Origin of the sequence: Nocardioides sp. SR21, assembly GCF_022761125.1 — a bacterium.
GTDB lineage: Bacteria > Actinomycetota > Actinomycetes > Propionibacteriales > Nocardioidaceae > Nocardioides.
In genome coordinates this window covers 464,981-479,191 of sequence record NZ_JAKWJR010000003.1, presented here as the reverse complement: position 1 = coordinate 479,191, position 14,211 = coordinate 464,981, and the positions used below count along the sequence as shown (strand labels likewise).

Genomic DNA, 14,211 nt, shown 5'->3' with positions numbered 1-14,211 from the left:
TAGGCCGAGGGCTTGTCTTACAAACCCTCAACAAAAACCTACAAAGCCTCGCGTCCACATCCAGTTGTATAACTGAACAAGTCTTGGTTCGCCCGTGAAGTTCTTCCGGGCGATACCGCTAGAGTTACGGCGGCCATGGCGAAAGGGAAACACCCGGTCCCATCCCGAACCCGGAAGTTAAGCCTTTCAGCGCCGATGGTACTGCAACCGAGAGGTTGTGGGAGAGTAGGACGCCGCCGGACATTCTTTCCAGCAGGGCCACACATCTTTGTGTGGCCCTGCTTGGCATTTCGGGCCACTTTCCTTCCACCGCGCGCCCTTCCGCCGGTCTCTCCCCAGGCCGGCGATGCGAGCCCGGCGGCTGTCGGTCCAGCCCCCGACGGTGGTACTCGGAGGTGATGTGCGATGTCCGCACCGAAGACGAAACCGAAAGCCGGCCCCGAGATCGACACCGCCAACGAGGTCCGCCTCGTCGGCAGGATCTCCCAGCCACCCGAGGAGCGCGTACTGCCGAGCGGTGACTCCCTGTGGACGTTCCGGGTGGTCGTTCCTCGGCCGCCCGGTGGCGCTCAGCGCCGGCAGGCGGTGGACGCCCTCGAGTGCGCTGCATGGTCCGCGCGTGCCCGGCGCTCGGTCGCCTCATGGGCGGCCGACGACGTGGTCGAGGTCGTCGGCGCGCTGCACCGGCGGTTCTACCGCTCGGGCTCGTCCGTCGGCTCGAGGGTCGAGGTCGAGATGAGCTCGGGGCGGCTCATCCGTCGCGCAGCGCGCGGATGAGGACGCCGACGTTGGGCTTCGGCTGGAAGGAGGTCGCCTTCTCCGGCAGCAGCCGGTCGGCCGCGGCCACGCCGAGGACCTGCTCGAAGTCCGGCGCTGGCATCAGCACGGCGACCCGTACGCGGCCCTCGATGGCCGCGAGAGCGTCCTCCGCGGTGTGATGGTGGCCGACCGACGACGGGGCCGGGCCGAGGCGGGGGATCAGGTCCTCGTGGAGCACCTCGACGGCGGTGCGGTCGGTGCGGACGTCGATTTGGAGCGTGAGCCATTCCTGGCCGTCGGTGGCGACCAGCCGGTCCCGGCTGAGCCGTCCGAGCGCCTGGTCGGGGTCGACCCGCTCCGCGGCGATGCCGGCCGACTCGGCCGCCCGTTGCAGGGCGGTCAGGCGGGTGCGGCCGAGGACGCGGTGGATGGCGCCGAGGTACAGCGGCGTGTCGTCCTGGTCGACGAGCATCGCCAGGCCGCTGTCGGTCGCCGGCCCTGGTACCTGCCGCTGCATCCGCAGGTAGGCCGCGTACCGGTGATGGCCGTCGGCGATCAGAGCGCGGGCCGGGGCCAACGCCTGGGCGACGGTGTCGAGCTCGTCGGGTTCGGAGACTGCCCACAACCGGTGCTGCTGGTCACCTCGATCGGTGAAGGAGCGCAACGGCTCGCGCCGGGCCACCTCGCCGAGGAGCGAGCGGAGCTCCTGCGACCCGCGGTGCACGAGCAGGATCGGCGCCGGGTTGATCTCCATCTCGAGCATCCGCTGGGCGAGCTCGTCGGCCTGCGCGGGGTGGATCCCCTCGTGCGGGAACACCGCCATCTCGTCGCGGGCGGTCGCCCGGCGGGAGATGTCCAGGGCCCCGACCAGGCCGCGGACGGTGATGCCGTCGCCGACGTACTCGTGCAGGTAGACCGCCGGGAGCTGGTCGTGGACGACCTGACCGTTCTGCTCCCAGCGGTGCAGGCGGTCTGCAACGCCGCGGTACCGGCGGGTCAGCGCACGCACCGAGGCAGGATCTCCGATCCGGTTGGGCGCGAGGGTCAGACCCCGAAAGGGCAGCAACCGGAACGGGCGCGCGACGTGGGGTGGGGTGACCACGGAGTCGGCGTCCATCGAAGCATCGTAGGGTGCCTGCACATCCGATCCTCGTGGAGGTGTGCGTGCTCGGCACGTCTGACCAGGCCCTGTCCGGGGCGTACGACCTGGCGATGCTCGACCTGGACGGCGTCGTCTACGTCAGTGGCGATGCGGTCCCGGGCGCCTCCGAGCACCTCGCTGCCGCGCGCTCCGCCGGGATGCGGCTCGCGTTCATCACGAACAATGCCGCTCGCCCGCCGGCCACGGTGGCCGCACATCTGCGCGACCTCGGGGTCGACGCGGCCACCGAGGACGTCGTGACGTCCGCGCAGGCGGCCGCTCGGGTGTTGCTCGACCGGTTCGGGGCGGGGGAGTCGGTGGTGTGCCTGGGCTCGGACGGGCTGCGCGAGTCGCTGGTCGCGGCCGGGCTGACACCGGTCGGGGTGGACGACGACGCGGTGGCGATCGCGACCGGCTACGGGCCGGAGGTGCGGTGGTCCGAGATCATGCGGGCGGCCGTGCGGATCCGCGACGGTCTCCCGTGGGTGGCCAGCAACACCGACGCGACGATCCCGACGGCGTTCGGCGTGGCTCCCGGCCACGGGGTCCAGGTGGACATGCTGCGCCGCTTCGCGGGCGTCGACCCGGTCGTGGCCGGCAAGCCGGAGCGGCCGCTGCTCGACGAGACCGTGCGCCGCGTGGGCGGCCAGCGCCCGCTGATGGTCGGCGACCGGCTGGACACCGACATCGAGGGCGCCCGTCGGGTCGGCGTGGACTCGCTTCTGGTGCTCACCGGGGTCACCCGGCTGCCCGAGCTGGTCGCGGCGATGCCGGCCGAACGGCCGACATACATCGCTCCCGACCTGGCCGGCCTGCTGGTCGCGCACGCGGCGCCCGAGACGAGCGACGGGAGCTGGGTCCTCGGCGACTGGCGAGCCCAGGTCCGTGAGGGTGCACTGGAGGTGAGGGGCGACGGGTCGGTCGAGGACTGGTGGCGCGTGGTCGCGGCCGCGGCCTGGTCGCACCTCGACGAGGCGGGGGAACCGGCGCAGGTGTCCGGCCTCGAGGAACCCGCGCGGTAGCCTCAGCCCATGACTGAGGACCCGGACTTCCCCGGCCCCGAGGAGCCGGAGACGGTGCCGTCGGAGCCCGAGCGCGTGCGCACGGGAGTCGCGGACGTCGACGCGGTGATCACGGCCGTCGAGGAGCTCGAGGAGCGCCCGCTCGAGGAGCACGTGGGCGTCTTCGAGACCGCTCATGAGCAGCTCCGGCGTGCGCTGGACCGCCCGGCCGACCCTGCTGACACCGCCTGACCGTGCCGCCACGACGACTTCGTCTGGACGCCGAGCTGGTCCGGCGGGGGCTGGCGCGTTCGCGTGAGCACGCCAGCGAGCTGATCGCCCAGGGACGGGTGAAGGTCTCGGGCGCCCTGGCGACCAAGCCGGCGACCGGGGTGACCACCGACGTCGCGATCGTGGTCGCCGAGGACCCGGACCGTCCCGACTACGTGTCGCGGGGCGGGCACAAGCTCGCCGGCGCGCTGGAGGCGTTCGAGCCGCACGGGTTCGTGGTCTCCGGGCGTCGCTGCCTCGACGCGGGTGCGTCCACGGGTGGTTTCACCGACGTGTTGCTGCGCCACGGTGCGGCGCAGGTGGTGGCCGTGGACGTGGGGTACGGCCAGCTGGCGTGGAAGCTGCAGTCGGACGACCGGGTGCTGGTGCGCGACCGGGTGAACGTGCGCGAGCTGACCGAGGAGGTCACCGAGGGCCCGGTGGACGTGGTCGTCGGCGACCTGTCGTTCATCTCGCTGGAGCTGGTGATGGACGCCCTGATCGGCGTGACGGCGCCGGACGGCGACCTGGCGCTGATGGTGAAGCCGCAGTTCGAGGTCGGCAAGGAACGACTCGGCAAGGGCGGGGTCGTGCGCGACCCGGCGCTGCGCGCCGAGATGGTGGCCAAGGTCGCCGCCGCAGCCGCGCAGCGCGGCTGGGGTGCGCGGATGGTGGCGACCAGCCCGCTGCCCGGGCCCTCGGGGAACGTCGAGTTCTTCCTGTGGCTCAAGCACGGGCCGGCGACCCTCGACGAGGAGGTCATCCACAGTGCGGTGCGCGCCGCCGCACCGCCGGGGGCGGCGAGTGAGAAGGTGGAGTCGTGACCGCGAGCGAGCCCACCGACGTGCGCCGCGTGCTGTTGATCGCCCACACCGGGCGAGACGACGCGCGCGAGGTCGCGCGCGCCTTCGTGAAGGCACTGACGTCGCACCGGCTCGTGGTCCGCCTGCTCGCGGACGAGGCGGCCGATCTCGGCCTCGAGGCGGCTGACGGCTCGATCGAGATCGTCCACGACGACATCCGCGGGTGCGAGCTGGTGGTGGTGATCGGCGGCGACGGCACGATCCTGCGCGCGGCGGAGCTGACCCGCGGGTCGGATGCCCCTGTGCTCGGCGTGAACCTCGGGCACGTGGGGTTCCTGGCCGAGGCGGAGTACGACGACATCGAGTCGACGATCGAGGCGATCGTCGCGCGCCGCTACACGATCGAGGACCGGCTCACGCTCGACGTGATCGTGCAGCGTGACGGGGAGGTCGTCACCCGCACCTGGGCGCTGAACGAGGCGAGCGTCGAGAAGGCCGCGCGCGAGCGGATGCTCGAGGTCGTGGTCGAGGTGGACGGCCGGCCGCTGTCGCGGTGGGGCTGCGACGGCGTGGTGTGCGCGACGCCGACCGGCTCGACCGCCTACAACTTCAGCGCGGGCGGCCCGGTCGTGTGGCCGGGCGTCGAGGCGCTACTGATGGTGCCGATCAGCGCGCACGCGCTGTTCGCCCGCCCGCTGGTGGTCGCGCCCACGTCGGTGCTGGCCGTCGAGGTGCTCGCGCGCACCGACGGCGCCGGGGTGCTGTGGTGCGACGGCCGGCGTACCGTCGACCTGCCGCCGGGCGCCCGGATCGAGGTGCGCCGCAGCGACACCCCGGTGCGGCTGGTGCGGCTGCACGAGGCGCCGTTCACCGACCGGCTGGTGGCCAAGTTCGGGCTCCCGGTCGCGGGTTGGCGCGGTTCGGCCGAGCGGCGCCGGCGACTGGCTCAGGAGGACGGCAGTGCTTGAGGAGATCCGGATCAGCTCGCTGGGCGTGATCGAGTCCTCGACGCTGGAGCTCGGCCCGGGCCTGACCGTGATCACCGGTGAGACCGGTGCGGGCAAGACGATGATCGTCACGGCGCTCGGCCTGCTGCTCGGCGGGCGCTCCGACAGCGGCGCGGTGCGCACGGGCGCCAAGAGCGCGCGGGTCGAGGGGGTCGTGCGGGTCGGCGACCTCAGCGCGTTCGGCGCCGCGGTCGAGGAGGCCGGGGGAGAGGTCGAGGACGACCGCGTGGTCCTGGCGCGCAACGTGTCCGCCGAGGGCCGGTCCCGCGCGTTCGTGGGCGGCGCGTCGGTGCCGGTCTCGGCGCTCGCGGAGGTCGCAGAGCCGCTGGTGGCGGTGCACGGCCAGTCCGACCAGCACCGACTGCTGCAGGCGGCCGCGCAGCGCGACGCGCTCGACCGGTTCGGCGGCGAGTCGCTGGCGACGCTGCTGGCGACGTACGCCGACGTCTTCCACCGGCTCGAGGCCGTGGAGCGCGAGCTCGACGAGGTCGTCGCGCACGCTCGCGAGCGCGCCCAGGAAGCGGACCTGCTCCGCTTCGGGCTGGGTGAGGTCGAGGCGGTCGCGCCCGAGCCCGGCGAGGACGCCACGCTCGCGGCCGAGGAGACCCGGCTCGGGTTCTCCGACACCCTGCGGACCGCCGCCGAGCAGGCCCGCGAGGCGCTCTCCAGCGAGCAGGGCGACCCGGACGCCCTGGCGACCACCTCCGCTGCCCGCACCGCGCTCGAGGGCGTGCGTGAGCACGACGCCGAGGCGGGCGAGCTGGCCGACCGGCTGGCGGAGCTGACCTACCTGCTGTCGGACCTGGCGGCGGACGTCGCGTCGTACGCCGACCGGATCGACACCGATCCCGCCCGGCTGGCGGCGGTGTCCGAGCGCCGGGCGGCACTGACCGCGCTGACGCGGAAGTACGGCGACACGATCGACGAGGTGCTCGCCTGGGCGGAGCGTTCGGCTAGCCGGCTGCTCGACCTGGACAACACCGACGGGCGGATCGAGGAGCTGCGCGCCCAGCAGGATGTCCTGACCCGCGACCGCGACGCCGCGGCGGCCGCGCTGACAGCCGCGCGGACCGAGGCGGCCGGACGGCTCGGCACCGAGGTCACCGCCGAGCTGACGCTGCTGGCCATGCCGCACGCCCGGCTCAGCGTCGACGTCCGGCCCAAGGGGCGCTTCACCGCGTCGGGTGCCGACGAGGTCGAGCTGATGCTGGCTGCCAACACCGGCTCCGAGCCGCGGGCCCTGGCCAAGGGCGCGTCGGGCGGCGAGCTGTCCCGCGTGATGCTGGCCCTCGAGGTCGCGCTGGCCGGGACCAGCCCGGTGCCGACGTTCGTGTTCGACGAGGTCGACGCCGGCGTCGGCGGTGCGGCGGCGGTCGAGGTCGGCCGCCGGCTCGCCCAGCTGGCGAGCAGCGCCCAGGTGCTGGTGGTCACCCACCTGCCGCAGGTGGCGGCGTACGCCGACCGTCACGTGGTGGTCGAGAAGTCCTCCGACGGCACCGTCACGAGCTCCGGCCTGACCGTGCTCGATGACGAGCAGCGCGAGCGGGAGCTGTCCCGGATGCTGGCCGGGCTCGCGGACTCCGACACCGCGCTGGCGCACGCCCGCGAGCTGCTCGACGTGGCCCAGGAGCTCCGCGCCGCTCGCTGACGCGCCCGGCTTCCGGTGGTCCGCGGATCACGCCTGTCCCTTTGGCAACATCGGGTCAGTGCTGAAGATCCCCGTCCGCCAACGCTCCGCCGCCGGCCTGCCCGGCATCGTGGGGACCGCCCGCGTCGAACGACGCACCCGACAGGTGCTGCCCCGGCTCCGGCCGGGCGACATCGCCGTCGTCGACCACGTGGACCTGGACCGCACGACCGCGCAGGCGCTGGTCGACGCGGAGGTCGCGGCCGTGGTGAACGCGGCCCCGATGGTCTCGGGGCGCTACCCGAGCCTCGGCCCGCAGGTTCTCACCGACGCCGGCGTCCGCGTGGTCGACGGCATCGGCGTCACGGCCCTGGCGGCGATCGGCGACGGCCGCGTGGTGCGGCTGCACGAGGGCGGTGTGTACGTCGGCGACGAGCTGGTCGCGCAGGGCCGCGAGGTCGACCCCGACACGCTCGCCGCCGAGCTGGACCTGGCTCGCTCGGGTCTGGCCAGCCAGCTCGAGACGTTCACGCACAACAGCACCGAGTTCCTCCGCCGCGAGCAGGACCTGCTGCTGCACGGCCGCGGCGTGCCCCGGCTCGCGACGAAGGTGGAGGGGCGCCCCGTGGTCGTGGTGGTGGGCGGCCACGACGCGGAGCGCGAGCTCGCCGGGATCCGGACGTTCCTGCGCGAGCAGCACCCGGTGCTGATCGGGGTCGGAGCCGGAGCAGAGCTGCTGCGCGCGGCGGGTCACCGGCCCGACGTGATCGTGATCGAGGACGAGCTTCCGCCCGCCAAGGCGCTGCGCGCGGCGCGCGACGTGGTGGTCCGCATGGACCGCGGCGCGCACCGTGACGACCTCGACCAGCTCGAGCGGATGGGCGTGCGACCGCTGCGCTTCGAGTCCGCGGCGACTCCCGAGGACGCCGGTCTGATCCTCGCCGATGCCGCCGACGCGGCGGTGATCGTCGGGGTCGGCATGCACGCGACGCTCGACGACTTCCTGGACCGGCAGCGCGTCGGCCTGGCCAGCACCTACCTGACCCGGCTCAAGGTCGGGCACCGGCTGGTCGACGCGGCCGCCGTCCCGTACCTCTACTCCGGCCGCGTGCGGCCGTGGCACCTGCTGCTGGTGATGCTCGCCGGCCTGGTCGCCCTCGCCGCCGCCGTCGCTGTCACCCCGGTGGGCCAGGAGTGGGCCGACCAGCTGACCGACACCATCCAAGGACTGTTCTCGTGATCTCGTACCGCCACCACATCGTCTCCCTCGTCGCCGTCTTCCTGGCGCTCGCCGTCGGCGTCGCCCTCGGCGGCGGCCCGCTGAGCGATCTCGGCCGTGACGACAAGCCGGTGTCCGCGCCGACCACGCAGAAGCGCCAGGTCACGCCCGCGGCGGCGTACGGCGACGCGTTCGCCACGGCCAGCGCGGCCGCGCTCTACGCGAACGGGCTGCGCGACCGCGCGGTGTCCCTGGTCACCATGCCGGGTGCGGACGCCGACACGGTCAGTGCCCTCGGCGCCCAGGTCGAGGAGGCCGGCGGCATCATCGCCGGGACGTACGACGTCCAGCCGGCGCTGACCGACGACCACGAGAAGTCGCTGGTCGACACCCTCGGCAGCCAGCTCGCCGAGCAGCTCGGCGCGGGCGCGGTCAGCGGGGACGTCTCGACGTACGTCCGGATCGGGCAGCTGCTCGGGCTCGCGGTCTCCGGAGGAGCGGACCTGCCCAGCTCGGAGGCGCTGACGGTCCGCCAGGGCCTGGCCGGGGCCGAGCTGCTGACTTCGCCCGAGGACGCCGTGCGCGCCCCGGCGGTGCTGGTCGTGCTCGGCGACGACACCAACCCGGCGATCCTGTCGGGCATGGTGACCGGCCTGGCCGACAAGGCGACCGGCGTGGTCGTCGCCGGCAGCGCGGCCGGGCTCGCCGACCTGCGCGCGGAGTCCGACGCGGGCAAGGCCGCGACCGTGGACGGGGTCGACGATCCGCTCGGACAGGTGACCGCCGTGCTCGCCGTGATCCGGTCGTTCTCGGTTCAGGGTGGATCCTTCGGTGCGTCGGGATCGGACGGAGCGGTGCCCATCCCGTAGGATGGAGTTCCGTGAGTAACGGGACGCTGACCAAGCATGTTTTTGTCACCGGAGGCGTCGCCTCCTCGCTCGGGAAGGGCCTGACGGCCTCCAGCCTCGGCAGCCTCCTCAAGGCGCGCGGTCTGCGCGTCACGATGCAGAAGCTCGACCCGTACCTCAACGTGGATCCCGGGACGATGAACCCGTTCCAGCACGGCGAGGTGTTCGTCACGAACGACGGCGCGGAGACCGACCTCGACATCGGGCACTACGAGCGGTTCCTCGACACCGATCTCGGCCAGATCGCCAACGTGACGACCGGGCAGGTCTACTCGAGCGTGATCGCCAAGGAGCGCCGCGGCGACTACCTCGGTGACACCGTGCAGGTCATCCCGCACATCACCAACGAGATCAAGGAGCGGGTGCTCGCCATGGGCGGCCCCGACGTCGACGTGGTGATCACCGAGGTCGGCGGCACGGTCGGCGACATCGAGTCGCTGCCGTTCCTCGAGGCCGCGCGCCAGGTGCGTCACGACATCGGCCGTGACAACTGCTTCTTCCTCCACGTCTCGCTGGTGCCGTACATCGGCCCGTCCGGTGAGCTGAAGACCAAGCCCACCCAGCACTCGGTGGCCGCGCTGCGCCAGGTCGGCATCCAGCCCGACGCCGTGGTCTGCCGCGCCGACCGCGAGCTGCCGCAGTCGATCAAGCGCAAGATCTCGCTGATGTGCGACGTCGACCAGGAGGCCGTGGTCACCGCCGCGGACGCCCCGTCGATCTACGACATCCCGAAGGTGCTGCACCGCGAGGGCCTCGACGCGTACCTCGTCCGGCGCCTCGACCTGCCGTTCCGCGACGTCGACTGGACCGTCTGGGACGACCTGCTCCGCCGGGTGCACCACCCCAAGGAGGAGATCACCATCGGCCTGGTCGGCAAGTACATCGACCTGCCCGACGCCTACCTCTCGGTCGCCGAGGCGCTGCGCGCCGGCGGCTTCGCGCACGAGGCGAAGGTGAAGATCGAGTGGATCCCGTCCGACGAGTGCCAGACCCCGGCGGGCGCCGCCAAGCACCTGCAGGACGTCGACGCGATCTGCGTGCCGGGCGGCTTCGGCATCCGCGGCATCGAGGGCAAGCTCGGTGCCCTCACCTACGCGCGCACCCACGGCATCCCGACGCTCGGGCTGTGCCTCGGCCTGCAGTGCATGGTGATCGAGTACGCCCGTTCCGAGCTCGGCCTCGAGAAGGCCGCCTCCACCGAGTTCGACCCGGACACCCCGGAGCCGGTCATCGCGACCATGGACGAGCAGCTCGCGTTCGTCGAGGGTGCCGGCGACCTGGGCGGCACCATGCGGCTCGGCCTCTACCCGGCCGCGCTCAAGGAGGGCACCGTCGCCCGGGAGGCGTACGGCGCCGCGCTGATCGAGGAGCGGCACCGCCACCGGTACGAGGTCAACAACGCCTACCGCGACCAGCTCGAGGCCGCCGGCCTGGTGTTCTCCGGCACGTCGCCGGACAACAACCTGGTCGAGTTCGTCGAGCTCCCCAAGGACGTGCACCCGTACTACATCGCGACCCAGGCGCACCCCGAGCTGCGCTCGCGGCCGACCCGCCCGCACCCGCTGTTCGCGGGCCTGGTCGGTGCCGCGATCGAGCGGCAGAAGGAGCTCCGGTTCCCGATCGACGAGTCGGGGCTGCATGTCGAGGTCGACGACTCCGAGGACTGAGCGGCGGTCCGGCCGCTAGGGTCTGCGCCGTGCTCTCCCTCTCGCGTGGCCAGCTGTCCGCCGTCGCCGTCGCTGGCGTCCTCGTCGCCGGGATCTCGGCCACCAGCGGGGCCGTCGCGGCCGGGCTGGTGACGTCCAAGGAGATCAAGGACGGCACCATCAAGCTGCGCGACATCAACGACAGCGCCGAGGCGAAGCTGCGCGGGCAGGTCGGTCCCGCAGGGCCGGCCGGCCCGGCGGGTGCAGCGGGCGCTGACGGCGTGGATGGGGAGGACGGCGTCGACGGTGCCCCGGGGCTGACGGGTCCGCGTGGTGTGCAGGGAGTCCGGGGACCGGAGGGCGTCACGGGACCGACGGGTGCCACGGGCGCGACCGGCGCGACGGGTGCGACCGGGGCGACCGGGCCGCAGGGCGAGCCCGGCACGTCGTCCGAGAACGTCGTGTCGGCTCTGGGTGGGCAGTTCACGGCGAGCGGCACCGGCGTCACGCTGACGCCCGACGGTGTCCGCTTCGGTCCGTACGCCGATGGCAGTACGGCCGGTGGTGAGCTCCAGCTCGCCGTCTCCGGGACGCCTGCGCTGTCGAGCTTCCGCAACCTGGCGCTCAACATGCGCTACACGACGACCGGCGAGACGAACGGCGCGGGAGCGCCGACGGTGCGCATCTACGTCCAGGACGACGACGGCCGCACTCGCGACGACGTCTACATCTTCCAGCCGGGCAACCAGCTGGTGGACCCGGACGCCGCGGAGGGCCCGTTCCACGAGTGGGTCCCCACCAGCGGTGCCTGGCGGTTGGACAACTCCGGCGCGCTGGGCAGCCCGATGGCCTGGTCGCAGGTGCTGGCGTCCGACGCTGGGCGAGAGGTGCACGGCATCTCGATCAGCGTCGGCAACAGCGCCGGCGCCAACCTCACCGGTCTGCTGCGCTGGTGGCAGGTCAACGGCACGACGTACGCCTTCCGCGGCTGACCGGCTAGCGTCACGCGCATGGTGACGCCCGAGCTGAGCGACGTACCCGACTCCTGGCCGGTGGCCTCCAGCGCCTACGAGTACGACGGCGACGGCTGGGTGGTGAAGCTGCGCGCCGACCTGGTCCAGCGCCCGGGCCACCCCGAGGAGGAGCCGTTCAAGCGGCTGGTCGTCGAGCACCCCGGCGCGGCCATCGTGCTCGCGGTCGACGACGAGGACCGCGTGCTGTGCCTGTGGCAGTACCGCCACGCGGTCGGCAAGCGGCTGGTGCAGCTGCCCGCCGGCCTGTGCGACGTCGAGGGCGAGGAGCCGTTGCACGTCGCGCGGCGCGAGCTGGTCGAGGAGGGTGGGCACGAGGCGGCCGAGTGGGTGCACCTCGGCTCGCTGCACTCCTCGCCCGGGATCACCGAGGAGACCGCGCACTACTACCTCGCGCGGGGGCTCACCGACGTCGGCCGGGGCGACTTCGAGCCCCGGCACGAGGAGGCTGAGATGGAGCTCGGCTGGGTGCCGGTCGCGGAGCTCCGGGAGGCGGTCGTCGCCGGGCGGCTCTCCGACGCCCACCTCGCGGTCGCCGTGCTGATGGCGCAGGCGCGGGGTCTTCTGGAAAGGTGAGCCCCGACGTTCGTGTGACCTGGCCAACACCCCCGGCCAGGGACTACGGAATTAGTCGCGATAGTGTCAGATTGACACGGATTGAGTGCCCAGATCGGGCATTGTCGACGGTATCGATGACAGGAGCGGGTTCGTGAAGGTCGGGGTCCCCAAGGAAGTCAAGAACCACGAGTACCGGGTGGCGATCACGCCGATCGGGGTGCACGAGCTGACCGCGCACGGTCACCAGGTCTTCATCCAGGCCGGTGCGGGTGTGGGCTCGGGCATCACCGACGAGGAGTTCGTCGGTGCCGGCGCGACGATGGTCGCGACCGCCGAGGAGGCGTGGGGCACGAGCGGTGGCATCGACCTGGTGCTGAAGGTGAAGGAGCCGGTCGCGGAGGAGTACGACCGGATGCGGGAGGGGCTGACGCTCTTCACCTACCTGCACCTGGCTGCGGACAAGCCGCTGACCGAGGAGCTGATGAAGCGCAAGGTCACCGGGATCGCCTACGAGACCGTGCAGCTGCCCTCGGGCGGGCTGCCGCTGCTGTACCCGATGTCCGAAGTGGCCGGCTGCCTGGCGCCCCAGGTCGGCGCCTACAACCTGATGAAGGCCCAGGGCGGCCGCGGCGTGCTGATGGGCGGCGTCGGCGGTGTCGCGAACGCGAAGGTCGTGATCATCGGTGCGGGCGTCTCGGGCCAGAACGCCGCGAACATCGCGCTCGGCATGGGCGCCGACGTGACCCTGCTGGACACCGACCTGGACAAGCTGCGGATGTCGTTCTGGCGCTACAACAACCGGGTCCACGGTCTCGCGTCCTCGAAGCTGGCGATCGAGCAGCAGGTGATGGAGGCCGACATGGTGATCGGCGCGGTGCTGATCCCGGGTGCGGCGGCGCCGAAGCTGGTCACCAACGACCTGGTGTCGCGGATGAAGCCGGGCTCGGTGCTCGTCGACATCGCGATCGACCAGGGTGGCTGCTTCGAGGACTCCCACGCGACCACGCACGCGGACCCGACGTACCAGGTGCACAACTCGACGTTCTACTGCGTGGCGAACATGCCCGGCGCGGTGCCGAACACCTCGACGTATGCGTTGACGAACGCGACCATGCCGTACGCCGTCGCGCTGGCCGACAAGGGCTGGAAGGACGCGCTGCGTGCCGACCGGAGCCTGGCGCTGGGCCTCAACACCCACGACGGGCAGCTGACCAACGCCCCTGTCGGCGAGGCCGTCGGCATCGAGGCCGTCAGTCTGGAAGCCGTGCTTGGCTGACGTCCAGCGGGCGATCCGCACCTACCTCGACCACCTCGCGGTCGAGCGCGGTCTCGCCACGAACACCCTGACGTCGTACCGGCGTGACCTGCGCCGCTACCTCGAGCACCTCGCGGCGCAGGGGATCGACGACCTGGACGCCGTCACCGAGGCCACCGTCACCGGGTTCCTCGTCTCCCTGCGCGAGGGGGACGCCGAGCACCCGCCGCTGAGCTCGACGTCCGCGGCGCGGACGGTGGTGGCGGTGCGCGGCTTCCACAAGTTCGCGGTGGCGGACGGTCTCGCGACCGTCGACCCGGCGAGCGGGGTGAAGCCGCCGGCGCCGGCCAAGCGACTGCCGAAGGCGCTGCCGCTGGCCGACGTGGAGGCGATCCTCGAGGCCGCGGGCGCACCGGGTACGACGCTCGCGCTGCGTGACCGGGCGCTGCTCGAGGTGCTCTACGGCACCGGCGCCCGGATCTCCGAGGCGGTCGGGCTCGACGTCGACGACCTCGACGGCGTCGACGGGACCGTGCTGCTGCGCGGCAAGGGCAGCAAGGAGCGGATCGTCCCGGTCGGCTCCTACGCGAGGACGGCGGTCGACGAGTACCTCGTCCGGGGGCGTCCCGAGCTGGCGGCGGTCTCGACGGGCTCGACCAACGGGGGCGCCCTGTTCCTCAACGCCCGGGGTGGCCGGCTGTCGCGCCAGTCCGCCTGGGCGGTGCTGGTCAAGGCAGCGGACCGGGCCGGCGTCACCAAGGACGTCTCGCCGCACACGCTGCGGCACTCGTTCGCGACACACCTGCTCGACGGCGGCGCCGACGTACGCGTGGTGCAGGAGCTGCTGGGGCACGCGTCGGTCACCACCACCCAGGTCTATACGTTGGTGACCGTGGACAACCTCCGTGAGGTCTTTGCGACGGCTCATCCCCGAGCGCGTGACTGATCTCCTCGACGACATCACCGCGGCGGCCGCCGACCGCGGG

The 14,211-nt window shown here is 72.5% G+C and carries 14 protein-coding genes and 1 rRNA gene; 14 read left to right on the top strand and 1 reads right to left on the bottom strand.

What is annotated here, in order from left to right:
• Window positions 1-125: 125 nt before the first annotated feature.
• Window positions 126-242, top strand: a 5S ribosomal RNA gene (gene rrf, locus MJ604_RS08350).
• Window positions 243-405: 163 nt separating this feature from the next.
• Entirely contained in the window at window positions 406-777 is a 372-nt protein-coding gene (locus MJ604_RS08345) for a single-stranded DNA-binding protein (protein WP_243057854.1), read from the top strand.
• On the opposite strand, the gene MJ604_RS08340 is transcribed toward MJ604_RS08345, so the two are convergent.
• Window positions 752-1,876, bottom strand: coding sequence for a DUF1015 family protein (locus MJ604_RS08340; RefSeq protein ID WP_243057853.1), 1,125 nt, complete (start codon window positions 1,874-1,876; stop codon window positions 752-754). The two genes, MJ604_RS08345 and MJ604_RS08340, sit on opposite strands and share 26 nt — an antisense overlap.
• Before the next feature lie 14 nt (window positions 1,877-1,890).
• On the opposite strand from MJ604_RS08340, the gene MJ604_RS08335 reads away from it, so the two are divergent.
• The 12 genes from MJ604_RS08335 to xerD all read left to right on the top strand — a co-directional run bounded on the left by MJ604_RS08335 (window position 1,891) and on the right by xerD (window position 14,171).
• Entirely contained in the window at window positions 1,891-2,922 is a 1,032-nt protein-coding gene (locus MJ604_RS08335) for an HAD-IIA family hydrolase (protein ID WP_243057852.1), read from the top strand.
• A gap of 9 nt (window positions 2,923-2,931) precedes the next feature.
• Window positions 2,932-3,153, top strand: coding sequence for a hypothetical protein (locus MJ604_RS08330; RefSeq protein WP_243057851.1), 222 nt, complete (start codon window positions 2,932-2,934; stop codon window positions 3,151-3,153).
• Between the two features lie 2 nt (window positions 3,154-3,155).
• Window positions 3,156-3,995, top strand: a complete 840-nt coding sequence (locus tag MJ604_RS08325; protein WP_243057850.1) for a TlyA family RNA methyltransferase — start codon at window positions 3,156-3,158, stop codon at window positions 3,993-3,995.
• Window positions 3,992-4,942 carry an NAD kinase gene (locus tag MJ604_RS08320; protein WP_243057849.1) on the top strand — a complete coding sequence of 317 codons (951 nt, stop codon included), beginning with the start codon at window positions 3,992-3,994 and terminating at the stop codon, window positions 4,940-4,942. The genes MJ604_RS08325 and MJ604_RS08320 overlap by 4 nt, the downstream gene beginning before the upstream one ends.
• A complete protein-coding gene (gene recN / locus MJ604_RS08315) occupies window positions 4,935-6,629 on the top strand; it encodes a DNA repair protein RecN (protein WP_243057848.1) in 1,695 nt (564 codons plus the stop codon). The genes MJ604_RS08320 and recN overlap by 8 nt, the downstream gene beginning before the upstream one ends.
• Window positions 6,630-6,687: 58 nt before the next feature.
• Window positions 6,688-7,848, top strand: a complete 1,161-nt coding sequence (steA, locus tag MJ604_RS08310) for a putative cytokinetic ring protein SteA (RefSeq protein ID WP_243057847.1) — start codon at window positions 6,688-6,690, stop codon at window positions 7,846-7,848.
• Complete coding sequence (locus tag MJ604_RS08305) at window positions 7,845-8,696, top strand: copper transporter (RefSeq protein ID WP_243057846.1); 852 nt, start codon at window positions 7,845-7,847, stop codon at window positions 8,694-8,696. The genes steA and MJ604_RS08305 overlap by 4 nt, the downstream gene beginning before the upstream one ends.
• 11 nt (window positions 8,697-8,707) lie before the next feature.
• On the top strand, window positions 8,708-10,402 hold the full coding sequence (locus MJ604_RS08300; RefSeq protein WP_308194123.1) for a CTP synthase: 1,695 nt from the start codon (window positions 8,708-8,710) through the stop codon (window positions 10,400-10,402).
• Window positions 10,403-10,431: 29 nt separating this feature from the next.
• Complete coding sequence (locus MJ604_RS08295; protein WP_243057873.1) at window positions 10,432-11,373, top strand: hypothetical protein; 942 nt, start codon at window positions 10,432-10,434, stop codon at window positions 11,371-11,373.
• 18 nt (window positions 11,374-11,391) lie between these two features.
• The gene (locus tag MJ604_RS08290) at window positions 11,392-11,988 is read left to right on the top strand and encodes an NUDIX domain-containing protein (protein WP_243057845.1); all 597 of its coding nucleotides are present in this window, start codon (window positions 11,392-11,394) and stop codon (window positions 11,986-11,988) included.
• A 133-nt stretch (window positions 11,989-12,121) separates the two neighbouring features.
• Window positions 12,122-13,246: an alanine dehydrogenase gene (ald, locus tag MJ604_RS08285; protein ID WP_243057844.1), complete on the top strand. Its 1,125-nt coding sequence runs from the start codon at window positions 12,122-12,124 to the stop codon at window positions 13,244-13,246.
• On the top strand, window positions 13,239-14,171 hold the full coding sequence (gene xerD / locus MJ604_RS08280) for a site-specific tyrosine recombinase XerD (protein WP_243057843.1): 933 nt from the start codon (window positions 13,239-13,241) through the stop codon (window positions 14,169-14,171). The genes ald and xerD overlap by 8 nt, the downstream gene beginning before the upstream one ends.
• Window positions 14,172-14,211 lie beyond the last annotated feature (40 nt).

What these genes read in the sequence shown, in the direction of transcription:
- MJ604_RS08345 (WP_243057854.1), top strand. Translation starts at nt 406, where the DNA reads ATGTCCGCACCGAAGACGAAACCGAAAGCCGGCCCCGAGATCGACACC.
- MJ604_RS08340 (WP_243057853.1), bottom strand. Translation starts at nt 1,876, where the DNA reads ATGGACGCCGACTCCGTGGTCACCCCACCCCACGTCGCGCGCCCGTTC.
- MJ604_RS08330 (WP_243057851.1), top strand. Translation starts at nt 2,932, where the DNA reads ATGACTGAGGACCCGGACTTCCCCGGCCCCGAGGAGCCGGAGACGGTG.
- MJ604_RS08290 (WP_243057845.1), top strand. Translation starts at nt 11,392, where the DNA reads ATGGTGACGCCCGAGCTGAGCGACGTACCCGACTCCTGGCCGGTGGCC.